At 71.1% G+C, this 22,813-nt stretch carries 21 protein-coding genes; 12 read left to right on the top strand and 9 right to left on the bottom strand.

The features are described 5' to 3' along the window. Positions 1-191 precede the first annotated feature (191 nt). Positions 192-833 carry an IclR family transcriptional regulator gene (locus ACZ62B_RS15430; protein ID WP_073931606.1) on the top strand — a complete coding sequence of 214 codons (642 nt, stop codon included), beginning with the start codon at positions 192-194 and terminating at the stop codon, positions 831-833. A gap of 670 nt (positions 834-1,503) precedes the next feature. Then, on the top strand, positions 1,504-2,289 hold the full coding sequence (locus ACZ62B_RS15425) for a YlbL family protein (protein WP_344559263.1): 786 nt from the start codon (positions 1,504-1,506) through the stop codon (positions 2,287-2,289). Here ACZ62B_RS15425 and ACZ62B_RS15420 read toward each other — a convergent pair. Genes ACZ62B_RS15420 through ACZ62B_RS15400 form a run of 5 tightly spaced genes read right to left on the bottom strand, consistent with a single transcriptional unit; the run spans position 2,286 to position 6,577 of the window. Then, positions 2,286-3,272 carry a glycine betaine ABC transporter substrate-binding protein gene (locus ACZ62B_RS15420; protein ID WP_344559265.1) on the bottom strand — a complete coding sequence of 329 codons (987 nt, stop codon included), beginning with the start codon at positions 3,270-3,272 and terminating at the stop codon, positions 2,286-2,288. The genes ACZ62B_RS15425 and ACZ62B_RS15420 overlap by 4 nt on opposite strands. Further along, positions 3,269-4,144, bottom strand: a complete 876-nt coding sequence (locus tag ACZ62B_RS15415; RefSeq protein WP_469690644.1) for an ABC transporter permease — start codon at positions 4,142-4,144, stop codon at positions 3,269-3,271. Before ACZ62B_RS15415 ends, ACZ62B_RS15420 begins: the two co-directional genes overlap by 4 nt. Then, on the bottom strand, positions 4,141-5,409 hold the full coding sequence (locus ACZ62B_RS15410; RefSeq protein ID WP_469690708.1) for an ABC transporter ATP-binding protein: 1,269 nt from the start codon (positions 5,407-5,409) through the stop codon (positions 4,141-4,143). Before ACZ62B_RS15410 ends, ACZ62B_RS15415 begins: the two co-directional genes overlap by 4 nt. Positions 5,410-5,428: 19 nt before the next feature. Further along, positions 5,429-6,076, bottom strand: coding sequence for an ABC transporter permease (locus ACZ62B_RS15405; protein WP_344559269.1), 648 nt, complete (start codon positions 6,074-6,076; stop codon positions 5,429-5,431). A gap of 30 nt (positions 6,077-6,106) precedes the next feature. Beyond that, complete coding sequence (locus ACZ62B_RS15400) at positions 6,107-6,577, bottom strand: Lrp/AsnC family transcriptional regulator (RefSeq protein WP_344559271.1); 471 nt, start codon at positions 6,575-6,577, stop codon at positions 6,107-6,109. Between the two features lie 122 nt (positions 6,578-6,699). On the opposite strand from ACZ62B_RS15400, the gene hppD reads away from it, so the two are divergent. Continuing rightward, complete coding sequence (gene hppD, locus ACZ62B_RS15395) at positions 6,700-7,848, top strand: 4-hydroxyphenylpyruvate dioxygenase (protein WP_469690642.1); 1,149 nt, start codon at positions 6,700-6,702, stop codon at positions 7,846-7,848. Between the two features lie 345 nt (positions 7,849-8,193). Here hppD and ACZ62B_RS15390 read toward each other — a convergent pair whose 3' ends face one another. Beyond that, on the bottom strand, positions 8,194-9,606 hold the full coding sequence (locus tag ACZ62B_RS15390; protein ID WP_469690640.1) for a tetratricopeptide repeat protein: 1,413 nt from the start codon (positions 9,604-9,606) through the stop codon (positions 8,194-8,196). Positions 9,607-9,709: 103 nt separating this feature from the next. Between ACZ62B_RS15390 and ACZ62B_RS15385 the strand changes: the two genes are divergently transcribed. The 3 genes from ACZ62B_RS15385 to ACZ62B_RS15375 all read left to right on the top strand — a co-directional run bounded on the left by ACZ62B_RS15385 (position 9,710) and on the right by ACZ62B_RS15375 (position 13,452). Continuing rightward, complete coding sequence (locus ACZ62B_RS15385) at positions 9,710-11,125, top strand: FAD-binding oxidoreductase (RefSeq protein ID WP_344559277.1); 1,416 nt, start codon at positions 9,710-9,712, stop codon at positions 11,123-11,125. A 115-nt stretch (positions 11,126-11,240) separates the two neighbouring features. Continuing rightward, the gene (locus ACZ62B_RS15380; RefSeq protein WP_468719411.1) at positions 11,241-12,683 is read left to right on the top strand and encodes an RDD family protein; all 1,443 of its coding nucleotides are present in this window, start codon (positions 11,241-11,243) and stop codon (positions 12,681-12,683) included. An 85-nt stretch (positions 12,684-12,768) separates the two neighbouring features. Beyond that, positions 12,769-13,452 (top strand): RDD family protein, encoded by a 684-nt coding sequence (locus ACZ62B_RS15375; protein ID WP_344559281.1) that lies wholly within the window; start codon positions 12,769-12,771, stop codon positions 13,450-13,452. A 3-nt stretch (positions 13,453-13,455) separates the two neighbouring features. On the opposite strand, the gene ACZ62B_RS15370 is transcribed toward ACZ62B_RS15375, so the two are convergent. Continuing rightward, the gene (locus tag ACZ62B_RS15370) at positions 13,456-13,773 is read right to left on the bottom strand and encodes a hypothetical protein (protein ID WP_468886173.1); all 318 of its coding nucleotides are present in this window, start codon (positions 13,771-13,773) and stop codon (positions 13,456-13,458) included. A gap of 389 nt (positions 13,774-14,162) precedes the next feature. Between ACZ62B_RS15370 and ACZ62B_RS15365 the strand changes: the two genes are divergently transcribed. Both ACZ62B_RS15365 and ACZ62B_RS15360 read left to right on the top strand, forming a co-directional pair. Beyond that, the gene (locus ACZ62B_RS15365; protein WP_344559292.1) at positions 14,163-16,520 is read left to right on the top strand and encodes an immune inhibitor A domain-containing protein; all 2,358 of its coding nucleotides are present in this window, start codon (positions 14,163-14,165) and stop codon (positions 16,518-16,520) included. 122 nt (positions 16,521-16,642) lie between these two features. Then, positions 16,643-16,972 (top strand): hypothetical protein, encoded by a 330-nt coding sequence (locus ACZ62B_RS15360; protein ID WP_468886177.1) that lies wholly within the window; start codon positions 16,643-16,645, stop codon positions 16,970-16,972. A 96-nt stretch (positions 16,973-17,068) separates the two neighbouring features. Here ACZ62B_RS15360 and ACZ62B_RS15355 read toward each other — a convergent pair whose 3' ends face one another. Then, positions 17,069-17,662, bottom strand: a complete 594-nt coding sequence (locus tag ACZ62B_RS15355) for a nicotinamidase (RefSeq protein WP_073931621.1) — start codon at positions 17,660-17,662, stop codon at positions 17,069-17,071. A gap of 170 nt (positions 17,663-17,832) precedes the next feature. Then, positions 17,833-19,179 (bottom strand): nicotinate phosphoribosyltransferase, encoded by a 1,347-nt coding sequence (locus ACZ62B_RS15350; RefSeq protein ID WP_468719413.1) that lies wholly within the window; start codon positions 19,177-19,179, stop codon positions 17,833-17,835. 97 nt (positions 19,180-19,276) lie between these two features. Between ACZ62B_RS15350 and clpS the strand changes: the two genes are divergently transcribed. The 4 genes from clpS (at position 19,277) to ACZ62B_RS15330 (ending at position 22,752) form a co-directional block, all read left to right on the top strand. Further along, complete coding sequence (gene clpS / locus ACZ62B_RS15345) at positions 19,277-19,594, top strand: ATP-dependent Clp protease adapter ClpS (protein ID WP_344559298.1); 318 nt, start codon at positions 19,277-19,279, stop codon at positions 19,592-19,594. 71 nt (positions 19,595-19,665) lie between these two features. After that, a complete protein-coding gene (locus ACZ62B_RS15340) occupies positions 19,666-20,268 on the top strand; it encodes a DUF2017 domain-containing protein (protein WP_344559345.1) in 603 nt (200 codons plus the stop codon). A gap of 364 nt (positions 20,269-20,632) precedes the next feature. Continuing rightward, the gene (locus ACZ62B_RS15335; protein ID WP_344559300.1) at positions 20,633-22,174 is read left to right on the top strand and encodes an alanine/glycine:cation symporter family protein; all 1,542 of its coding nucleotides are present in this window, start codon (positions 20,633-20,635) and stop codon (positions 22,172-22,174) included. 155 nt (positions 22,175-22,329) lie between these two features. Continuing rightward, complete coding sequence (locus tag ACZ62B_RS15330) at positions 22,330-22,752, top strand: M67 family metallopeptidase (RefSeq protein WP_344559301.1); 423 nt, start codon at positions 22,330-22,332, stop codon at positions 22,750-22,752. Positions 22,753-22,813 lie beyond the last annotated feature (61 nt).

Genomic DNA, 22,813 nt, shown 5'->3' with positions numbered 1-22,813 from the left:
GGCTCGCTACTGTCCCGCTACGCACACGCCCCGTGGCAGCGCCGCCGCGGAGCGCAGCCGTGAAGCGACTGTGCCCGGATCACGGCCGGGCCGCCGGCCGATCGGCGGCCTCTGAAGCGCGTGACCGACGGGACTCGGTGACGCACCTGCCGCGAGGGGGCCGCCGACCTCACCACTAAGGAGTGGGCGTCGTGACCGCGGAGACCTCTCAGACGCTCGACAGGGGACTGCGTGTCCTCAAGCTGCTGGCCGATACGGACCATGGGCTGACCGTCACCGAGCTTTCCCACAAACTGGGCGTGAACCGGACCGTTGTGTACCGGTTGCTCGCCACGCTGGAGCAGCACGCCCTCGTACGCCGCGATCTGGGCGGACGGGCCCGGGTCGGGCTGGGCGTGCTGAGGCTGGGCCGACAGGTGCACCCGCTGGTGCGGGAGGCGGCGATGCCGGCACTGCGGTCGCTGGCGGAGGACATCGGCGCGACCGCGCACCTGACGCTGGTCGACGGCGCGGAGGCGTTGGCGGTGGCCGTGGTGGAGCCGTCGTGGACGGACTACCACGTGGCGTACCGGGCCGGCTTCCGGCATCCGCTGGACCGGGGGGCCGCCGGGAAGGCGATCCTCGCCGCCCGGCAGCGGGCGGCGGACGAGCCGGGGTACACGCTGACGCACGGGGAGCTGGAAGCGGGCGCGTGCGGGGCGGCTGCGCCGCTGCTCGGGGTGACCGGGGTCGAGGGCAGCGTGGGCGTGGTGATGCTGGCGGAGGTCGTCCCGGAACGGGTCGGAACGCGGGTGATGGACGCGGCCCGGGAGGTCGCGGAGGCACTGCGCTGACACAGCCACGACCAGCCACACGACCAGCCACACGGCCGGTCCACCACCGCCCTCCGCCCGCCCTCCCGCGGGCGGTCGTGGGATGCCCCGTTCTTCCCGCGGTCGGTCGTGGGACACCGCCGCCCATCCCGCGGGTGCGCACCCGCCCATCCCGCGGGCAGCCGTGGGATGCCCTGTCCTTCCCGCGGTCGGTCGTGGGACACCGCCGCCCATCCCGCGGGTGCGCGCCCGCCCATCCCGCGGGCAGCCGTGGGATGCCCCGTTCTTTCCGCGGGCGGTCGTGGGACGCCGCCGCCCATCTCGCGGGTGCGCGCACCCGCCCTTCCGCGGGCAGTCGTGCCGCAGGGCGGCACGGGTGGGCGCGGGCGGCACCCCGTGAGCGCCGGGCTGCGCGACGTCCCCCCCGGCAGGCACCAGCATCGTTGCGCTTGCCGGGGGTGTTCGCGCTGCCCGGCGCTTGCCGGGTGCCTCCCCCACTCTCGGCTTCGCTCGAGCGGGAGGTACCCCCACCGCCCACCCGCGCCGCCCTGGGGGTACCTCCCAGGCCCTTGAGGCACTGGGGGAGGCACGACTGCCCGCAGCGGCGGCACGCCAGGCGGTGCGGCTGCCCGCAGCGGTGGTACGTCAGGCGGCGCGGCTGGCCGTGGCGGCGGCACGTTAGATTGACTTCGTGTTCTCCCGCCTCACGCGTCCCCAAGCCCTCGCCGTCCTGGCCGCCCCCGTCGTCGCGCTGCTGGCCACAGCCGCGTTCGCCCCGCTCCCCTTCTCCGTCGCGCAGCCCGGCATGACCGCCGACGTGCTCGGTGAGAACAAGGGCACCCAGGTCATCACGATCACCGGCGCCCCCGTACGGGAGACCAGCGGGCAGTTGCGGATGACGACCATCGAGGCGACCTCCCCGGACACCCGCGTCGACCTCCCGGACGTCATCGACAGCTGGTTCAGCACCGACCGGGCGGTCATGCCCCGCGACGCCGTCTACCCCAGCGGCGACAGCGTCGAGGAGATCCAGCAGTACAACCGCGAGCAGATGAAGGAGTCCCAGGACGAGGCCACCCGGGCCGCCCTGAACTACCTGAACCGCGAGGACGAGGACATCGAGGTCACCCTCGAGCTCGCCGACGTCGGCGGCCCCAGCGCCGGCCTGCTGTTCTCCCTCGGCATCGTCGACAAGCTGGACAGCGGCGACCTCACCGGCGGCCGGGTCATCGCCGGTACGGGCACGATCGACGCGGACGGCACCGTCGGCGCGGTCGGCGGCGTGCCCCTGAAGACGCAGGCGGCCGAGCGGGACGGCGCCACCGTCTTCCTGGTCCCGAAGGCCGAGTGCTCCGACGCGCAGGCGGAGCTCCCCGAGGGCCTGCGCCTGATCCCGGTCACCACCCTCAAGAGCGCCGTCGACGCCCTGACCGCCCTGGAGAAGGGCACCGGCGAGGTCCCCGCCTGCCAGTCCTAGCCCTCCTTGACGAACCCTTCCTCCACCATCCAGTCCAGTGCCACCTGGTGCGGGTCCTCCCCGTCGACGTCCACCCTCGCGTTGAGGTCCTGCGCCACGGTGTTGTCCAGCTTCGCCGTCACCGGTGCGAGGACGTCGGCGATGGCCGGCCACTCCTCGAAGGTGTCGGTGTTGACCGTCGGCGCCGCGTTGTAGTTGGGGAAGAACTTCCTGTCGTCCTCCATCACCACCAGGTTCATGGACTTGATCCGCCCGTCGGTGGTGAAGACCTCGCCGTACGTGCAGGCGCCCTTGGCCGTCTGGGTGTAGATGATCCCGGTGTCCATCTGCGTGACGTTGCGTGCCGGGACGTCCATGCCGTACGCCTTCTCCATGCCCGGCAGTCCGTCCGCGCGGTTGGCGAACTCGCCCTCCACGCACAGCGTCACCGCCCCCGGATCGGACTTCGCCAGTTCCGCCACCTCGGAGAGGGTCCGCGTGCGGTACTTCTCGTAGTTCGCCTGGCTCATGGCGAGGGCGTAGGTGTTGTTCAGCTCCGACGGCTCCAGCCAGGTCACCCCGTTCTTCACGTCCGCGTCCCGCACCGCCTCCCACTGCTCACGCGGATCGGGGATCGGCCTGCTGTTGCCCTGGTACGTGATCCACGCCGTGCCCGTGTACTCGAACCCGGCGTCCGCCTCACCGTTGACGACCGCCTCCCGCGAGCCGACCGAGCCCTGGATGCCGGTCCGGTCGACGACCTCCGCGCCCGCCGCCTGGAAGGCGATGCCCATGATCGCGCCGAGGATGAGCTGCTCGGTGAACTCCTTCGACGTGACGGTGAGTTCCGCGCCCTCCAGCGGTTTGCCCTTGCCGATCGAGCCGGGCTCCACGTCGTCGACCATGGGGGAGCCGCTGGTCAGCCCGCAGCCCGAGGCCGCCGCCAGCAGCGCCCCGGCCAGGAACAGCAGGAACAGGCGGACACGTACCCGTACACGTCTCATGGGCCCGCCTCCAGCCCCCGCGGCCGCAGCAGCAGCTCCGCCAGGGAGGCCAGCCAGTCCACCAGCAGCGCGAGGACGACGGTGAGGACCGAGCCCACCATCAGCACCGGCATCCGCTGGCTGGTGATCCCGGTGGTGATCAGCACGCCGAGCCCTCCGCCGCCGCCGAAGGTGGCCAGCGTCGCCGTGCCGACGTTCAGCACGAGCGCCGTCCGCACACCCGCCAGGATGAGCGGGACGGCCAGCGGCAGTTCCACCCGCGTCAGCACGCCCAGCGGGGACATGCCGATGCCGCGCGCCGCCTCCAGCAGCGTCGGGTCGTTGGCCTTCAGGCCGGCGATGGTGTTGGACAGCACCGGCAGGACGGCGTAGGCGATGATGCCGATCAGGGCCGCCTTGCGGCCGATGCCCAGCCAGATCACCAGCAGCGCCAGCAGACCGATCGCCGGGGTCGCCTGGCCCATGTTGGCCAGCGCCATCGCCGCCGGGGTGGCCCTGCGGAACATGCGGCGGGTCAGCAGGACGCCCAGCGGGATCGCGATGATCAGCACGAAGAACGTCGAGATCACGGTGAGCTGGATGTGCTGCCACAGCGCCTTGGTCACCTGCCCGTTCGACAGCGCGTTCCGGGTGAGCGCGTCGAGGTCGGCCTGCTCGAACCACAGCCAGGTCGCGAGCAGCACGGCGATCAGCACCACCGGCAGGAACGTCAGCTTCCGCCAGGTCACCCGGGGCGGCTTCACGGCCGGGGGCGGGGGAGGGGCCTCCGGCTCGTCGGACGATCCGCCGCCCTCGTCCCAGAAGGCGTGCCCCCGCACCTCGTGCTCGCCCTCGGGCCGCCGCCCGGAGGAGCCGGGAGTGGGGGCTCTCACGCCTTCGCCTCCCCGCCGAAGCCCTCCTGCTCGGCGTGCGTCTGCGCGGACCGCTGCTCCTCGAGCTCGTGCTGGGCGTCCATCGCCTCCAGGCGGTCCGCCTCCAGCAGTTCGTGCACGGAGTTCATCAGCGTCTCCACGTCCACGACACCCTCGTACGCGCCCCGCCGCCCGGTGACCGCGACCCGCCCCGTGTTGTCGGTGAGCACCGCCTCCAGCGCGTCCCGCAGCGTCGCGTCGCGGGTCACCGTGTCGTGCACCAGTGTGCCCGCGCGGGCCAGCGAACCCTTGGCGAGCGTCATGTCGCCGCGCCTGAGCCACTTGTAGGGGCGGCCCCGCTTGTCGAGCAGCAGGATCTCGTTGAAGCCGCTGGAGCGGAGCCGGTCGAAGATGTGCTGGAGCGGGTCGTCGACGGTCACCGTCGGATAGTCGGTGATCTCCACGTCCCGCACCCGGGTGAGGTTGAGCCGCTTCAGCGCCGCCCCGGCGCCCACGAACCCCGACACGAAGTCGTCGGCGGGGTTGGTGAGGATCGCCTCCGGGGTGTCGAACTGGGCGATGTGGGAGCGTTCGCGCAGCACCGCGATCCGGTCGCCGATCTTGATCGCCTCGTCGAAGTCGTGGGTGACGAAGACGATCGTCTTGTGCAGCTCCCGCTGGAGCCGGATCAGCTCGTCCTGGAGGTGGTCCCGGGTGATCGGGTCGACCGCGCCGAACGGCTCGTCCATCAGCAGCACCGGCGGGTCCGCCGCCAGCGCCCGCGCCACGCCCACCCGCTGCTGCTGGCCGCCGGAGAGCTGGCGCGGATAGCGGCCGTGGAACTCGCCGGGGTCCAGACCGACCAGGTCCAGCATCTCCTCCACCCGCGCCCGCACCCGGGACGCGGGCCAGCGCAGCATCCTCGGCACCAGTGCGATGTTCTGCGCCACCGTCATGTGCGGGAACAGGCCGCTCGCCTGGATCGCGTACCCGATCTTGCGGCGCAGCCGCACCGGGTCCATGTCGGTGACGTCCTCGCCGCCGATACGGATCCGGCCGCCCGTCGGCTCGATCAGCCGGTTGATCATCTTCAGGGTGGTGGACTTCCCGCAGCCCGAGGGGCCGACGAAGATCACCGTCTCGCCCGCCCTGATGTCCATGCTGACGTTGTCGACGGCCGGCAGCGCACTGCCCGGGTACCGCTTGGTCAGACCCTCCAGCTCGATGGTCGCCCCGACCGAGCGGGACTCCGTCCCGGATGTCTCGGGACCGGGCAGATCATGCAGGTCGGATGGATCGGACGGATCAGGCACGGATCCCCCTGGGAATGGTCAGCCGCCCGATCAGCACGTACGCGGCGTCGAACAGCAGGGCGAGGACGATGATCCCGAGGGTGCCCGCGAGCACCTGGTTCAGCGCGTTCTTGCTGCCCAGCGAGGCGATCCCGCGGAAGATCAGGTTGCCGAGGCCGGGCCCGGAGGCGTACGCGGCGATGGCGGCGATGCCCATCAGCATCTGCGTGGAGACCCGGATCCCGGTCAGGATCGGCGGCCAGGCCAGCGGCAGCTCCACCCGCGCCAGCCGGGCCGCGCGCGACATGCCGATGCCCTTGGCCGCGTCCACCAGCGACGGGTCGACCCCGCGCAGCCCCACGATGGCGTTCCGCACGATCGGCAGCAGCCCGTACAGCGTCAGCGCGATCACCGTCGGCGGCACCCCGAGCCCCACCACCGGGATCAGCAGACCGATCATGGCCAGCGCCGGGATGGTCAGCAGGGTGGCGGTGGCGGTCGTGGCCAGGTTCCCCGCCCACTCGCTGCGGTAGGTGACCACCCCGATCACCACGCCGAGCAGGGTCGCCACCACCATGCACTGGAAGACGACACTGGCGTGCTGGTAGGCGTCGACGAGCAGCTGCTGATGCCGGCTCCCCAGGTACTCCCAGAAGTTCACCTCTGCTCACCCCAGCTCGGCCAGGTCGGTTCACTCGCCGAGCGCGGCCTGCTCCACCAGCGGGATGATCCGCAGCGGAACGGGGTTCTCCATGACGATCGCCGTGGAGGCCCGGACGATGCCATCAAAACCGACGACGCGGTCGATCACCCGCTGAAGATCGGCGTTGGAGCGCGCCACGAGGCGGCACATCATGTCCCCGGTACCGGTCGTGGTGTGCAGCTCCAGCACCTCCGGCACGGTCGTCAAGTGGGCCCGCACGTCGGCTCCTTGGCCCTGCCGGATCTGCAGCGTGGCGAACGCCGTGACCGGGTAGCCGAGGGCCGCCGGATCCACCTGGGGGCCGAATCCGCGGATGACTCCGTTCGACTGAAGGCGGTCCAGGCGGGCCTGAACGGTCCCGCGCGCCACCCCCAGCCGCCGGGACATCTCCAGCACCCCGATGCGCGGCTCCCGCGCCAGCAGCAGGATGATCCGCCCGTCCAGATGATCGATCGCCATACGGTCCTCCCCAGTGGTCATCCTGTACAGAAAGCCCGTAGACGGGCGCGTACGACTGAACACATTGCCCAGTGAACAGGCAAACTATTGCGCACCTTGCGGAGCTGGCCCACGCTGCCCCTATGACGCAGACCACACACCACACTCCCGACACGACCGCCCGGCAGGCCGATCCCTTCCCGGTCAAGGGAATGGACGCGGTCGTCTTCGCCGTGGGCAACGCCAAGCAGGCGGCGCACTACTACTCCACCGCCTTCGGCATGAAGCTGGTCGCCTACTCCGGACCGGAGAACGGCAGCCGCGAGACCGCCGCCTACGTCCTGGAGAGCGGCTCGGCCCGCTTCGTGTTCATCTCGGTGATCAAGCAGTCCACCGAGTGGGGCGCCTTCCTCGCCGACCACGTGAGCGCGCACGGCGACGGCGTCGTCGACCTCGCCATCGAGGTCCCGGACGTCCGTGCCGCGTACGCCTACGCCGTCGAGCACGGCGCCCGCTCCGTCACCGAGCCGTACGAGCTGAAGGACGAGCACGGCACCGTCGTACTCGCCGCGATCGCCACGTACGGCAAGACCCGCCACACGCTGGTCGAGCGGAGCGGCTACGACGGCCCCTACCTGCCCGGGTACGTCGCGGCCGACCCGATCGTCGAGCCGCCGGCCCAGCGCTCCTTCCAGGCGATCGACCACTGCGTCGGCAACGTCGAACTCGGCCGGATGAACGAGTGGGTGGAGTTCTACAACAAGGTCATGGGCTTCACGAACATGAAGGAGTTCGTGGGCGACGACATCGCCACCGAGTACAGCGCGCTGATGTCGAAGGTGGTCGCCGACGGCACGCTCAAGGTCAAGTTCCCGATCAACGAGCCCGCCATCGCCAAGAAGAAGTCCCAGATCGACGAGTACCTGGAGTTCTACGGCGGTGCCGGCGTCCAGCACATCGCGCTGAACACCAACGACATCGTGCAGACGGTCCGCCAGATGCGCGCGTCCGGCGTCCGGTTCCTGGACACCCCCGACTCGTACTACGACACGCTCGGCGAGTGGGCGGGCGAGACGCGGGTGCCGGTGGAGACGCTGCGCGAGCTGAAGATCCTCGTCGACCGGGACGAGGACGGCTACCTGCTCCAGATCTTCACCAAGCCGGTTCAGGACCGTCCGACGGTCTTCTTCGAACTCATCGAACGACACGGCTCGATGGGCTTCGGCAAGGGCAACTTCAAGGCCCTCTTCGAGGCCATCGAACGAGAGCAGGAGAAGCGCGGCAACCTGTGACGCCGTAGGCGCCGCCGCGTAGCTGCGGGCAGTCGTGCCGCTGGGGCGGCACGGGTGGGCGCAGCGGCACCCGGCAAGCGCCGGCAGAGCAACCCGCCCCCGGCAAGCGCAACGATGCTGGTGCCTGCCGGGGGACGTCGCGCAGCCCGGCGCTCACGGGGTGCCGCCCGCGCCCACCCGTGCCGCCCTGCGGCACGACTGCCCGCGGGATGGGCGGCGCCCCAGCCGCTCGGCTGTCCGCGGCGTGTGCGTGCTCGGCGCCGCTGCCCGCGGGGGGCGGGGGTGCGGCGTGTGGCTGTCCGCGGCGTGTGCGTGCTCGGTGCGGCTGTCCGTGGGGGGGGGGCTTCAGGAAGACTCGGGCCCCGCCTGGACGGAAGGTTCGCCCAGGCGGGCCAGGGCCGTTTTCGTCTGCGGCACCCGCAGCGGTGAGAACCACGGGTTGATCTGGAGGGCTTCCTTCAAGTGCCGCCGCGCGGACCCGTACCGCTCCAGCGACCGCTCGATCATCCCCCGGTGGAACACGTACAACGCACTCCGCACACCCCCGCCCTTCGTCCCCTCGGTCGCCCGCACGGCGAAGGGCAACGCCTCCTCGTGCTCCCCCGCCCGGTGCAGCGCCCACCCCAACGCGTCCGCCACCTCCGTCGACGGCTGCCGCTCCCACACCTCCCGAAGCCGCCGCACGGCATCCGACGCATCCCCGTGATCCGCCTCGAACCGCCCCAGCACCAACGACTCGTCACCCCCGTGCGCGGCGGCCGCCCGCACCCGCTCCCGCAACACCCCGTACTGCACACCCGCCGCCTGCTTCAGCCCCAGCGACTCGTACAGCTCGCCCAGTTCCAGCGCGTACTCCGGCCGGGGTTGCTTCGCCAGCGCCACCCGGTACGCGCTCAGCGCCTCCGTCGTCCGCCCCAGTGCCGCCAGCACCCTGCCCTGCCCCGCCTGTGCCGCCCGCTGGTCGGGGTCGACCCGTACCGCCTCCTGGAAGTGCCGCAGCGCGTCTTCCCGGTCGCCGCGCTCCCAGGCGAGCTGCCCGGCCCGCTCCAGGTACGCCGCCCGCTCGGCCGGCTCCCCGGCGGCCGACGCCGCGTCCGCCAGCTTGGCCGCCGCGTCCTCCCGCCAGCCCCGGTCCCGGTACACGGCCGCCGCCCGCGCCATCACGGCGGGACCGGAGCGCAGCTTCTTCAGCCTCTCCAGCAGCTTCCCCGTCTCCTCGTCGTCACCGAGCCCGGCGGACGCCTCGATCAGCAGCGGATACGTCGTCCACCGCTTCGGCTCCAGCTTCCGCGCCGCCTCGCCCCACTTCCGGGCCTCCGCGAAGTCCCGCCGCGCGTTCGCCAGCGCGGCCAGCCCCCGCAGTGCCGGGGCGTTCCCCTCCGCCCGCACCTTCAGCGAGGTGCGCAGCGCCTTCTCGGCCCGTGGCCAGTACGCCGGGTCCGCCAGCCGCAGCCCCTGCTCCACCCGGGCCGCCCCGAGCACCGCCCAGGCCTCCGCGTCCCCGGGACGCTTCCGCACCCGCCGCTCGTGCTCCCCGACCAGCACCTCCAGGTCGGGCAGCGCGGCCGGCACCCCGCTGGTGACCGCCGCCAGCGCCCGTGCCCCCGGATCCGGCGCGGGCGGCGCCGCCTGTTCCCGGGGCAGCAGCACCAGCATCCCGCCCAGCACCGCGCACCCGGCGACCGAGGCGAGCAGCACCCGCCGGCGCACCCGCCGACGGGGCTCACGTGGCTTGTCGTCCGTGGCGCACACAGTCATGGCGCACACTGTGCGTCACACCCCATGTACGTACGATGATCACACTCCGATGTGACGCGCGTGCCTACGTGGGGTTCACACCGATGGCCCCCGGTGCGACGCTGTGATCATGAGCCGTATCGAAGCGCGACGCGATGAAGACACGGTGGCGGCCGGCCCCCTCGTCGACCGGCTGCTCGGCGGCCTGCCCCCCGAGGCCGTCCTCACCGACCCCGACGTCACGGCCTCCTACGCCACCGACATGGCGAGCTTCTGCCCGGCCGGCACCCCCGCGGTGGTGGTCCTGCCGCGCACGGTCGAGCAGGTCCAGCACGTGATGCGCACCGCCACCGAACTGCGCGTCCCCGTCGTCCCGCAGGGCGCCCGCACCGGCCTGTCCGGCGCCGCCAACGCCACCGACGGCTGCGTCGTGCTCTCCCTGACCAGGATGGACCGCATCCTGGAGATCAGCCCGGTCGACCGGATCGCCGTCGTCGAACCCGGCGTCGTCAACGCCACGCTCTCCCGCGCGGTCGGCGAACACGGCCTCTCCTACCCGCCGGACCCCTCCAGCTGGGAGATGTGCACCATCGGCGGCAACATCGGCACCGCCTCGGGCGGGCTGTGCTGCGTGAAGTACGGGGTGACGGCCGAGTACGTCCTCGGCCTGGACGTCGTCCTCGCCGACGGCCGCCTGATGTCCACCGGCCGCCGCACCGCCAAGGGCGTCGCGGGATACGACCTGACCCGCCTGTTCGTCGGCTCCGAGGGCTCCCTCGGCATCGTCGTCCGCGCGGTCCTCGCCCTGCGGCCCAAGCCGCCCGGGCAACTGGTGCTGGCCGCCGAGTTCTCCTCCGGCGCCGCCGCCTGCGACGCCGTGTGCCGCATCATGGCCGGCGGCCACGTCCCCTCCCTCCTCGAACTCATGGACCGTACGACCGTCAAGGCCGTCAACGACATGTCCCGCATGGGCCTCCCGGAGTCCACCGAGGCCCTGCTGCTCGCCGCCTTCGACACCACCGACCCCGCCGCCGACCTCGCCGCCGTCGGCGCGCTGTGCGAGGCCGCCGGCGCCACCCAGGTCGTGCCGGCCGAGGACGCCGCCGAGTCCGAACTGCTGCTCCAGGCGCGGCGGCTGTCCCTGGTCGCCCTCGAAGCGGTCAAGGGCACGACGATGATCGACGACGTGTGCGTGCCCCGCTCGAAGCTCGGCGAGCTCATCGACGGCGTCGAGCGGATCGCCGGGAAGCACCGGCTCACCATCGGCGTCGTCGCCCACGCCGGCGACGGCAACACCCACCCGACGGTCTGCTTCGACGCGACGGACCCGGAGGAGTCGCGGCGGGCCCGCGAATCCTTCGACGAGATCATGGCGCTCGGCCTGGAACTCGGTGGCACCATCACCGGCGAACACGGGGTCGGCGTGCTGAAGAAGGAGTGGCTGGCGCGCGAGATCGGCCCCGTGGGACTGGAGATGCAGCGGGCCGTCAAACAGGTCTTCGACCCGCTGGGCATTCTCAACCCGGGCAAGCTCTTCTGAACGGGAAGACGCCCGAAAGGGGTGGGGTCCGGCCGGACGGGCGGTCAGGTCCCCGCCCGTCTGATAGATGTGGTTCCCCCCGACCCACCCATCGAGCAGATACGGGACGACGGACATGAGCGCCCCAACCCCGGCCCCCGGCGACGACAGGCCCCGCGAAGGGTATTACCCGGACCCGTCCATTCCTGGATACGTCCGGTACTGGAACGGTGCCTCCTGGGTACCGGGCACGAGCCGTCCGGCGCCCAAGGACGGCGAGTCGCCGGCACCGCCGCCCGGCGCGGGCCCGGCGCGGCCCTCCGTCGAGGAGACCGGTCCGCACTTCTTCGACGAGGACCCCGTCGAGGAACCGTCCCCGGCCGAGTCCCAGCACGGCAGCCGGCCCGAGCCCGCCTCGGCGTGGGGCGCCGACCGCTCCCACCAGAGCGGCTTCGGCGGCGACCAGGACCGCAAGGTGTCCTGGGGCGCCGACCCGAGGGTGTCGCACGCGGCCTCGCCGTCCGCGCCTTCCGCGGCCTCCACGCCTTCCGCGCCCTCCTCGCCGGAGGCCGGGCCCGCGGGCGCGGACACCCCGGACGAGCGGGCCGCGGCCGATTCGGGCAACACCTTCGTGTTCCGCAGACCGGCGTCGGCGTCGAAGCCGAGGCAGGGGGCCGGGGCTCCCGACGGAGAACGCGCGGACGAGGGCACGATGACCTTCCGCGCCGTCACCCCGCGCACGGGACAGGGCACCACGGGACCGCAGACGGACTCCGCCGCCCCCGGGCGGCCCGGGTTCGGGGCCGGGAAGGCGGCGGCCGCACGGGCCGCCGCCGCTGCCGCCGCGGCACCGTCCGGCCCCCAGCAGACCGCCACCCCGGCCGTACCCCCGCAGACAGCGCCTCCGCGGACAGCGTCCCCGCAGGCCGTGCCCCCGCAGGCCGCGGGCGCGCCCCTGTCGAGCGGCGCCGGCGGGGGCCAGTCCTCCTGGGCACAGCAGGTGCACCGGCTGGCCGGCGGCGAGGAGCCGCCCGTCGCGCCCTGGAAGCCGCCCGTCGAGGACGTGTTCCAGGCCGCCGCCCGGCGCCAGGCCGCGGCCCGTCCCGCCGCGCTCGGCAGGCGGCTGGCCGCCCGGCTGCTGGACACCGTCGTCCTCGGCGCCGTCACCGCCGTGGCCGCCGTGCCGCTCGGCATCCGGGCCATGGACCACATCGACGCGAAGATCGAGGCGGCCAAGCTGTCCGGCGAGACCGTCACCGTCTGGCTGCTCGACGGCACCACCTCCGTCCACCTCGGCATCGTCCTCGCCGTCCTCCTCCTCGCCGGTCTCCTCCTGGAGGTGCTGCCGACCGTCAAGTGGGGCCGCACGCTGGGCAAGAGGCTGCTGGGCATCGAGGTGCGGGACATCGAGGGGCACGAGGCGCCGTCCTTCGGCGCGGCCCTGCGCCGCTGGCTCGTCTACAGCGTGCCCGGACTGCTCGTCGTCGGGATCGTCGGCGTCCTGTGGTGTCTGTTCGACAAGCCCTGGCGCCAGTGCTGGCACGACAAGGCCGCGCACACGTTCGTCGCCGCCGACTGAGCCCTCGTCACCCGTACCGCCGCCGCTACTCCGGACGGCCGCTCGCCGGATGCGGGGCCGGGGGGTTCACGGTCGACTCGGGGGCATGACCACCGAACCGCCCCCCGGCTCCGGCCGGCAGCCGCCGGACGACGACCCGTTCAAGAAGCACCCCCCGCCGGGCGGCCCCGACGCCCCGGGACCCGGCTCCCCGTACGACACCCCCGGCGGCCCGCCACCGCCGACCGGGGGCGGCGGCCCCTACGGCGGTGGTGACCCCTACGGCGGTGGCGGCGGCGGCCCCTACGGCGGACCCCCCGGCCCCTCCGACCCCCTCGCCGGCATGCCCCCGCTCGCCGACAGCGGCAGGCGCACGCTCGCCCGCATCATCGACATGATCCTCGTCGGCATCGTCGTCTGGCTGCTCACCTGGCCGTTCGGGGTCAGCGAGTACGACGTCGACGGCGACGAGATCAACGTCGGCAACTCCTTCGCGCAGTCCCTCATCGCCGCGGCCCTCTACATCGCCTACGACACCTTCATGACCGTCCGCAACGGCCAGACCCTGGGCAAGAGATGGCTGCGCATGCGGGTGGCCGACCTCTCCGACGGCTCCAACCCCTCCGTGCAGACCGCGCTGATCCGCGCCCTCGTGCTGTGGCTGCCGTTCGCGTTCTGCTGCGCCTGCGTGTGGACCGTGATCGCGGGCGGCTGGAGCTTCTTCGACCGGCCCTACAAACAGGGCCTGCACGACAAGGCGGCCAAGACCGTGGTGGTCAGCACCGGATGAGGGTCAGGACGCCGCGCGCTCCCGCACCGGCTCGCGGGCCGGAGGGGCGACGGTGGCCCGTACCGGCCGGCCCGGCCGGCCCGGCTCCGGGGTCGCGGGCCGGTCCGCCACGGCGGGCCGCACCACCGCGACGGGCCGCCGGGGCCCGGGGAGCGGGACCGTCATGGCCACCAGCAGTCCGAGGGCGAGCGCCGAGACGGCGACGACCGCGATGCCCACGCCCGAACTCGCGCCGGACAACAGCAGCATGGCGAACGTCGAGAAGATCACGGTGCACGAACCGTAAGCTAGCTGAGCGACAGTCGGACGGGGCATGGCCATCGTGTCCTCGGGAGTCGGGGGATGTCCGCCTGGCTTTCCACCGGTTCAGGGCGGTTTCGCCAAACGACTCTAACCGCGAGCGTGCCCGAGGGGAACGGACAGTAAGCGTGACCTGACCGACAGGGCCGGTGCACAGGGGGCGCACGGATTCATGGCGTCCACCAAGTGGACTGTTGTACGCGCCCGCTCGGGTTCGCGGCGGTGTGTCCGGAAAGCGAACCGCGACTCCGCATAGTGCAGTTGAACTGTTCAAGTCAAGGTCTGTTTTTTCTGGCGAACCTCTAGTCAAATGTCGTCACTTGACTACACGCGTTGATCACGTGCGCGCGGGACCTTCCACAGACGGAACCTCCTTCGGCCGCGCGTACGCACGCGGGAGGGGATCTCAAGTGATCAGTAGACCCTGGACGTTCAGAGCGGCCGCGACGGGCGTGGCCCTCGCGGCGGTCACCGCCACCTGCTCTGCGTTCACCGTGGCCCAGGCCGACTCGGCTGACAAGGCCGAGCGTCCCAGCGCCGTGGACCGGCACGACCCGGCGGAGCACAACCACGTCGAGCACGACCTCGAGGGGCCGCTCTCCAAGACGCAGGAGGCCCAGCGGGAAGAGGCGCTCAACCAGGTCATATCCGGTAAAGCCTCGGTCAAGGACCGTGACGGTTCGAAGGTCGTCCAGCTCAAGAGCAAGAAGGGCGACAGCAAGTACGTAGAGCTCGGCCGCGAGAAGACCGACAAGATCTTCACGATCCTGGTCGAGTTCGGCGACGAGATCGACAGCCGCTACGGTGGCGACGCCGGCCCGCTGCACAACCGGATAGCCAAGCCGGACCGCAAGGTGGACAACTCCACGGCCTGGCAGGAGGACTACGACCAGCAGCACTTCGAGGACCTGTACTTCGGGTCCGGCAAGGGCGTCGACTCGGTCAAGACCTACTACGAGAAGCAGTCCTCCGGCCGCTACTCGGTCGAGGGCGAGGTCTCCGACTGGGTCAAGGTCCCGTACAATGAGGCCCGTTACGGCAACAACGCCTGCGGCGACACCAACTGCCCGAGCGTGTGGAACGTCGTCAGCGACGGCCTGAACGCCTGGGTCGCCCAGCAGAAGGCGGCCGGCCGCACCGACGCCCAGATCAAGGCGGACGTCACCCGCTTCGACGAGTGGGACCGCTACGACTTCGACGGCGACGGCGACTTCAACGAGCCCGACGGCTACATCGACCACTTCCAGATCGTGCACGCCGGTGAGGACGAGTCCGCGGGCGGCGGCGCCCAGGGCACCGACGCGATCTGGGCCCACCGCTGGTACGCCTTCGGCACCGACGCCGGCGCCACCGGCCCCGAGCAGAACCGGCTCGGCGGCGCGCAGATCGGCTCCACCGGCATCTGGGTCGGCGACTACACCGTCCAGCCGGAGAACGGCGGACTCGGCGTCTTCGCCCACGAGTACGGCCACGACCTCGGTCTGCCGGACCTCTACGACACCGCCGGCGGCGAGAACTCCACCGGCTTCTGGACGCTGATGTCCTCCGGTTCCTGGCTCGGTACCGGGAAGAAGGAGATCGGCAACCTGCCCGGCGACATGACCGCCTGGGACAAGCTCCAGCTCGGCTGGCTGAACTACGACACCGCCAAGGCGGGCGTCAACTCCTGGCACAAGCTGGGTGTCGCCGAGTACAACACCAAGCACAAGCAGGCGCTGGTCGTCACGCTGCCGAAGAAGGCCGTGACCACCGAGATCATCGAGCCGGCCGAGGGGCAGACCCAGTGGTGGAGCGGCAGCGGTGACAACCTCAAGAACACGCTGACGCGTTCGGTCGACCTGACCGGCAAGTCCTCCGCCGAGCTCGCCTTCGACGGCTGGTACGAGATCGAGGCCAACTACGACTACCTCTACACCGAGGTGTCCACCGACGGCGGCGAGAACTGGACCGCCATCGACGGCACGGTCGACGGTCAGCCGATCCCGCGCGACGGCAGCGACAAGCCGGCCCTGCACGGCGCGCTCGACGGTTACAAGAAGTTCGCGTACTCCCTCGACGCCTACGCCGGCCAGAAGGTCGACCTGCGCTTCCGCTACCAGTCCGACGGCGGCGTGGCCCTCAAGGGCTTCACGGCCGACCAGATCACGGTGACGGCGGACGGCGCGCCGGTCTTCTCCGACAACGCCGAGAGCGCGGACGCCGCCTGGACGGCGAACGGCTTCACCCGCCAGGGCGCTTCCTTCACCAAGGACTACGCGCAGTACTACATCGCCGAGAACCGCCAGTACGTGTCGTACGACAAGACCCTCGAGGTCGGCCCGTACAACTTCGGCTTCACGTCCCGCCCGGACTGGGTCGAGCACTACGCGTACCAGAACGGCCTGCTGATCTGGAAGTGGGACACCTCCCAGGCGGACAACAACACCAGCCAGCACCCGGGCACCGGTCTGGTCCTCCCGATCGACTCGCACCCGACCGCGCTGAAGTGGTCCGACGGCACGCTGATGCGCAACCGCATCCAGACCTACGACGCGACGTTCAGCAAGTTCCGCACCCAGGGCATGACGCTGCACAAGGCGGACGTGGCGAAGTGGATCCCGTCGTCGAAGGGCGTGTCGGTCTTCAACGACCGCACGAACACCTACTACGACCCGGAGAACCCGGGCGGCGGTGTCAAGGTCACTGACACCAACACGAAGATCAAGATCCTCAAGGAGGCCAGGGACGGCTCGACGATCGAGCTCGAGGTCGGCCCCGCCGGTAGGTAAATAGCATCTTCGCAGGTCAGAGCATGATCGGCGGTGACCCCCTGGCGGGTCACCGCCGATCCGTGTTTAGGTGCCTCCTGTGGCTCTCTTATTGACACCAGTGGACACGGGGGTATGACCGCATGGCCGCAGGAGGTTTCTGCAAGCTGCCGAACGGCACGGTGGTGGTGGCACTGAACCTGCCCAGCCCCGCCGCCGACGCACCCGCCGGGGTCCGCGTCCTCGTCCACGCCCAGAACCGCGCCCGAGCCCTGACCAGGCTCCGCAACCTGGGTCTGCGCTCCATCTACCTACGAGGCAACGCCGCCCCGCCCACCCCCGACGAGATCACCGCGGTCCTCCACCACCCCGACGGCCTCATATGGCGCACGACCCCCGACACCGCCGCCCTGACGGTAGAACTCTGGCACCCCATAAGAGCCCTGCTCAGACGCCCGGCCGCCCCCGCATAACTGCGGGCAATCGTGCCGCTGGGGCGGCACGGGTGGGCGCAGCGGCACCGGCTCAGCGCCGCGAGCTGAAACCCCACCCGCCCACCCCCACGGACCTCACTGCACGACAGGCTTCCCCGACAACTCCACCCCCGCCGAGCGCAGCTCCTCCAGCGCACGCTCCGTGCTCTCCGACGCCACCCCGGCCGTGAGATCGAGCAGCACCTGGGTGCGAAAACCCTCCCGCGCGGCGTCCAGCGCAGTCGCCCGCACACAGTGATCCGTGGCGATCCCCACCACATCCACCTCGTCGACCCCCCGCTCCCGCAACCACTCCGCCAACGACGCCCCGTTCTCGTCGGCCCCCTCGAACCCGCTGTAAGCGGCCGAGTACGCCCCCTTGTCGAACACGGCGTCGATCGCCCCCGAAGTCACCGCGGGGGCGAAGTTCGGATGGAAGCCCACCCCCTCCGTCCCGGCGACACAGTGCGCGGGCCAGGACCGTACGAAGTCGGGGTTGTCGGCGAAGTGCCCGCCGGGCGCGATGTGGTGGTCGCGCGTGGCCACCACGTGCTGGTAGCCGCCGGCCGAGGCGGCCTGCCCGATCAGCTCGGTGATGGCGGCGGCCACGTCCGCCCCGCCTGCCACGGCGAGGCTGCCCCCCTCGCAGAAGTCGTTCTGCACGTCAACGACGATCAGTGCGCGGCGCATGGTCGGTGTCCTTCGACTGTGGGATCGGGTGGGGTCGGGTGGGGGTGGCCCGGCCGGGTGAACCTCCGAGCCTATTGAATTGGGGACGGCGCGGACAGGGGCACGGCGGGGCGGGCGGAAGCCCCCGCCCGCGCGACGGAAGCCTCGCCCCGCGCAAAGGGGGCACGTCTTCAACTACCCGACGGCCCGTGCGTGTACTCCGTCGGAAGGACGGGTTCCCCTCGGGAGAGCTGGGTCGCGGACAGCGGCAGTCCCGCGCGGGCCGCCGCGTGCCGGTCGCGGACCACGTCCAGCGGCTCACGGGCGATCACCTCACCGCCCTCGACCAGCGGCACCAGGAGCTGCCGCCCGGCCAGCTCGTCGGGCACCGCACCGGTGCCGACCACCTCCGCCTCGGCGACGCCGTGCTCGTCCAGCCGCCGCGCGGCCCACTTGCGGCCGCCGACGGAGGTCTTCCCGCCGGTGGACTTCTTCGCCACCGGCACCAGCGGCGCCTTCGGGTCGGCGGACTCCGCGCGGGCGACCAGCTTGTACACCATGGAGGCCGTCGGGTGCCCCGAGCCGGTCACCAGCTGGGTGCCCACCCCGTACGCGTCCACGGGCGCCGCCGCCAGCGAGGCGATGGCGTACTCGTCCAGGTCCGAGGTCACGATGATCTTCGTGCCGGTGGCGCCCAGCTCGTCCAGCTGCTGCCGCACCCGGTGCGCCACCAGCAGCAGGTCCCCGGAGTCGATCCGCACGGCGCCCAGCTCGGGGCCGGCGATCTCCACGGCCGTACGGACCGCCTCGGTCACGTCATAGGTGTCCACCAGCAGCGTCGTACCGCCGCCGAGGGAGTCCACCTGGGCCCGGAAGGCGTCCCGCTCGCTGTCGTGGAGCAGGGTGAAGGCGTGGGCGGAGGTGCCCACGGTGGGGATGTTGTAGCGGAAGCCGGCCGCCAGGTCGGAGGTGGAGGCGAAGCCGCCGACGTAGGCGGCCCGGGAGGCGGCCACCGCGGCCAGTTCGTGGGTGCGCCGGGCGCCCATCTCGATCAGCGGCCGGTCCCCGGCGGCGGACGACATCCGGGAGGCCGCGGCGGCGATCGCCGAGTCGTGGTTGAGGATCGACAGGATCACCGTCTCCAGGAGCACGCACTCCGCGAAGCTGCCCTCGACCCGCATGATCGGCGAGCCCGGGAAGTACACCTCGCCCTCGGGGTAGCCCCAGATGTCACCGGAGAAGCGGTAGCCGGACAGCCAGTCCAGGGTCTCCTCGTCGACGATGTCCTTCTCGCGCAGGAACCTGAGGACGCCCGGGTCGAAGCGGAAGTTCTCCACCGCGTCCAGCACCCGCCCGGTGCCGGCCACCACGCCGTAGCGGCGGCCGTCCGGCAGCCGCCGGGTGAAGACCTCGAACACGCTGCGCCGCCCGGCCGTACCGCCCTTCAGCGCGGCCCGCAGCATCGTCAGCTCGTACTGGTCAGTGAAGAGCGCCGTCGACGGGACATCCACCGGCAGCCCAAGGTCCGCTGTGTTCATGCTCCGGATGCTACCCCCATTTCGTCAGTTTGACGATTTCGGTTCCGGGGCCGGAACAGCGGGCCGGTTTGTGCGACCACCCCCCTGCGGTGGCAGCATGGGCTGTGTGACGTCACCCGCGCCCCTGGAGATCGAACGCACCGAACCGGCGGAGGAGGCCTTCGCCGTACCCGAGCCCGACGTCCCGTGGGTCACCATCGTCCACAACGACCCGGTCAACCTCATGAGCTACGTGACGTACGTCTTCCAGACGTACTTCGGCTACAGCAAGGACAAGGCCACCAAGCTCATGCTCGACGTCCACCACAAGGGCCGGGCGGTCGTCTCCAGCGGTACCCGTGAGGAGATGGAACGCGACGTCCAGGCCATGCACGGCTACGGCCTGTGGGCCACCCTCCAGCACGACCGCAAGTGACCGATCCGGACATGACCGAACCGGACATGACCCGCCCCCGCCCGCAGGACCGGAAGCAGCGAATCGCCGCCATGCCAGGAACCTTCGAACCGCTCCCCGGCGGCGGCGCGGCCGTCGCCCTCGACGACGTCGAGATCTCCATCATCCGGTCCCTGGCCGTACAGCTCATGGAGCTCATCGGCCCCGGCCCGTCCGAGGACGTCTCCGCCGACCCGCTCGCCGAACTCTTCGCCGAGGGCCCGAGCGAACCGCCCTCCGACCCGGTGCTGCGTCGCCTCTTCCCGGACGCCTACGGCGACCCCGAGGGCACCCCGGGGGCCGAGGAGGCCGAGGAGCAGCGGGCCCACTCCGCCGAGTTCCGCCGCTACACCGAGAACGACCTGCGGGCCGGCAAGCGCGACAACGCCCTCGCGGTGATCCGCTCCCTGGACGCGCTCACCCCGGCCGGCGAGGGCGGCGCGGTGCTGGAGCTGTCGCCGGACGCGTCCCGCCAGTGGCTCGGCGCCCTCAACGACCTGCGCCTCGCGATCGGCTCCCGCCTGGAGATCGGCGACGAGGACGACAGCGACCTCCTCTTCCGCCTCCCCGACGAGGACCCGCGCAAGCCGATGGTGATGGCGTACCTGTGGCTCGGCGGACTCCAGGAGACCCTCGTCTCGACGCTGATGCCGTGAATTGATCAGGATCTGTCCGGAAAGATCCCTCGATCTGTTCGCTCAGAGAAACCTCAAGTCCGGATAACGATCCCGTCACCGCCCCTGCGGGTTTACCCCGTACGGGCGGTTTCCTGTGATCTGTGTCACTCGTTGTCAGGTAAACGGCGTGGTAAGAATCGGCAACTCGTTTGCGGCCCACCCCTCGCCGTGATCGGGAAAGCCGGTCACCGCCGGTGTGTACGACCAGCACGACAAGAGGACGACGGTCCCGGTTCACGGCCGCCGCCCCGACGCCGTCGCCGAACGGGACGTGGGCCCCGCCCACATCGACACCCGCTCCGCTGCGCACGCCAGCACGTCCCCGCGCCACCGAGGAAGTTCGATGTCACTCGACTCCATCACCACCACCATTGACGACGCCGTCAGTGATTTCTTCGACCCTGTCGCGACCACAGTCGGCGACATCGTCTTCTACACGGTCCCGCTCGGAGGCACCGACCTCCCGCTCATCGTCGCCTGGCTCGTGATCGCCGGCCTGGTCTTCACCGGCTGGTTCGGCCTCGTCCAGGCACGCAAGATCAAACTCGCCCTCGACGTCGTACGGGGCAAGTACGACGAGAAGGACGCACCCGGCGAGGTCAATCACTTCCAGGCCCTGACCGCCGCCGTCTCCGGCACCGTCGGCCTCGGCAACATCGCCGGTGTGGCCGTCGCCGTCTCCATCGGTGGCCCCGGCGCCACCTTCTGGATGATCCTCTGCGGTCTGCTCGGCATGGCCACCAAGTTCGTCGAGGTCACCCTCGGTGTGAAGTACCGCGAGGAGCACGCCGACGGCACCGTCTCCGGCGGCCCCATGCACTACCTGCCCAAGGGCCTCGCCGAACGCTTCGGCCGCGGTGGCGCCAAGCTCGGCAAGGTGCTCGCCGTCCTGGCGTCCGCCATGATCCTCTTCTTCGGTCTGTTCGGCGGCAACCTGTTCCAGACCAACCAGAGCTACGCGCAGATCTCCTCCACCTTCGGCGGCGAGGACGGCTTCCTGGCCTCCTCCGCGGGCGCCGTGCTGTTCGGCCTGGTGGTGGCCGCCCTGGTCGGCCTCGTACTGCTCGGCGGCATCCGCTCCATCGCCTCCGTCACCAGCCGGCTGGTCCCCGCCATGGCGATCATGTACGTCGTGGCCTGTCTGATCGTCATCCTGACGAACATCACCGCCGTGCCCGACGCGATCGGCAGCATCTTCCAGGGCGCCTTCGAGGCGGACGGCGTCGCGGGCGGCATCATCGGCGCCCTGATCGTCGGCTTCCAGCGCGCCGCCTTCTCCAACGAGGCCGGCATCGGCTCCGCGCCCATCGCCCACTCCGCGGTCAAGACCAAGCACCCCGCCAGCGAGGGCCTGGTCGCCCTGCTCGAGCCGTTCATCGACACCGTCATCGTCTGCACCATGACCGCGCTGACCATCGTCATCGCGGCCCCCGCCAGCTGGGACGAGGCCCGCCAGGGCGAGAGCATCGGCGGCGTCACCATCACCTCCGACGCCTTCGAGACCGTCCTGCCCTGGTTCCCGCACCTGCTGACCGTCGCGGTGCTGCTCTTCGCCTTCTCCACGATCCTGACCTGGGGCTACTACGGCCTCAAGTCCTGGACGTACCTCTTCGGCCGGAGCAAGGCCAGCGAGATGACGTTCAAGGTGACCTGGAGCGTGTTCGTGGTCGCGGGCTCCCTGCTCTCCCTCGACTCGCTGATCAGCCTCGCGGACTCGGCGCTCTTCCTGCTCTCCGTGTTCAACATCATCGGCCTCTACCTGCTGGCCCCCGTGGTCAAGCGCGAGCTCAACTCCTTCCTGGAGTTCGTCCGCCGCCGCAACAGCGGTGAAGTGGCGGACACCCCGTCCGAGACGGCCGACTCCCCGGCGACCAAGTCGTCCTGACCCCCGGACAGGACCTCTGTCCGTCCCCACCAGGACGCCGGCCGCAGGAAGTGCTCGTGGCACCCTCTGCGGCCGCCCGCTCAAGGCGTCCGGCATGCGGGCCGTTCCGTACCACCCCTCGGTACGGAACGGCCCGTCTGCTTATCCTGAGCCCCATGCTGACCATCACCCAGGCCCTGTACGACCAGATCGTCGCCCACGCCCGCGCGGACCACCCCGACGAGGCGTGCGGCGTGGTGGCGGGCCCGGTGGGCGCCGGCCGCCCCGAGCGCTTCATCCCCATGCTGAACGCGGCCCGCTCGCCCACCTTCTACGAGTTCGACTCCCAGGACCTGCTGAAGCTGTACCGCGAGATGGACGACAACGACGAGGAGCCGGTGGTCATCTACCACTCCCACACCGCGACCGAGGCCTACCCCTCCCGCACCGACATCTCCTACGCCAACGAGCCCGGCGCCCACTACGTCCTGGTCTCCACCGCCGACACCGACGGCGCCGGCGAGTTCCAGTTCCGCTCCTTCCGCATTCTGGAAGGCGAGGTCACGGAGGAGGAGGTCAAGGTCGTGGAGGCCTACTGAACCGGGCCCGCCGAACCGGCGAACACGGCTCCGATCTCGCATCCCGGAAGAAAGATGTCCG

The sequence above is a fragment of the Streptomyces sp. NPDC053426 genome, from assembly GCF_055585405.1.
The sequence above is the reverse complement of the archived record's forward strand: the minus strand, read 5'-3'. Positions and strand labels throughout refer to the sequence as shown.

What these genes read in the sequence shown, in the direction of transcription:
- ACZ62B_RS15420 (WP_344559265.1), bottom strand. Translation starts at nt 3,272, where the DNA reads ATGAGACGTGTACGGGTACGTGTCCGCCTGTTCCTGCTGTTCCTGGCC.
- ACZ62B_RS15400 (WP_344559271.1), bottom strand. Translation starts at nt 6,577, where the DNA reads ATGGCGATCGATCATCTGGACGGGCGGATCATCCTGCTGCTGGCGCGG.
- hppD (WP_469690642.1), top strand. Translation starts at nt 6,700, where the DNA reads ATGACGCAGACCACACACCACACTCCCGACACGACCGCCCGGCAGGCC.
- ACZ62B_RS15390 (WP_469690640.1), bottom strand. Translation starts at nt 9,606, where the DNA reads ATGACTGTGTGCGCCACGGACGACAAGCCACGTGAGCCCCGTCGGCGG.
- ACZ62B_RS15380 (WP_468719411.1), top strand. Translation starts at nt 11,241, where the DNA reads ATGAGCGCCCCAACCCCGGCCCCCGGCGACGACAGGCCCCGCGAAGGG.
- ACZ62B_RS15375 (WP_344559281.1), top strand. Translation starts at nt 12,769, where the DNA reads ATGACCACCGAACCGCCCCCCGGCTCCGGCCGGCAGCCGCCGGACGAC.
- ACZ62B_RS15370 (WP_468886173.1), bottom strand. Translation starts at nt 13,773, where the DNA reads ATGGCCATGCCCCGTCCGACTGTCGCTCAGCTAGCTTACGGTTCGTGC.
- ACZ62B_RS15360 (WP_468886177.1), top strand. Translation starts at nt 16,643, where the DNA reads ATGGCCGCAGGAGGTTTCTGCAAGCTGCCGAACGGCACGGTGGTGGTG.
- ACZ62B_RS15355 (WP_073931621.1), bottom strand. Translation starts at nt 17,662, where the DNA reads ATGCGCCGCGCACTGATCGTCGTTGACGTGCAGAACGACTTCTGCGAG.
- ACZ62B_RS15350 (WP_468719413.1), bottom strand. Translation starts at nt 19,179, where the DNA reads ATGAACACAGCGGACCTTGGGCTGCCGGTGGATGTCCCGTCGACGGCG.
- clpS (WP_344559298.1), top strand. Translation starts at nt 19,277, where the DNA reads ATGGGCTGTGTGACGTCACCCGCGCCCCTGGAGATCGAACGCACCGAA.
- ACZ62B_RS15340 (WP_344559345.1), top strand. Translation starts at nt 19,666, where the DNA reads ATGCCAGGAACCTTCGAACCGCTCCCCGGCGGCGGCGCGGCCGTCGCC.
- ACZ62B_RS15335 (WP_344559300.1), top strand. Translation starts at nt 20,633, where the DNA reads ATGTCACTCGACTCCATCACCACCACCATTGACGACGCCGTCAGTGAT.
- ACZ62B_RS15330 (WP_344559301.1), top strand. Translation starts at nt 22,330, where the DNA reads ATGCTGACCATCACCCAGGCCCTGTACGACCAGATCGTCGCCCACGCC.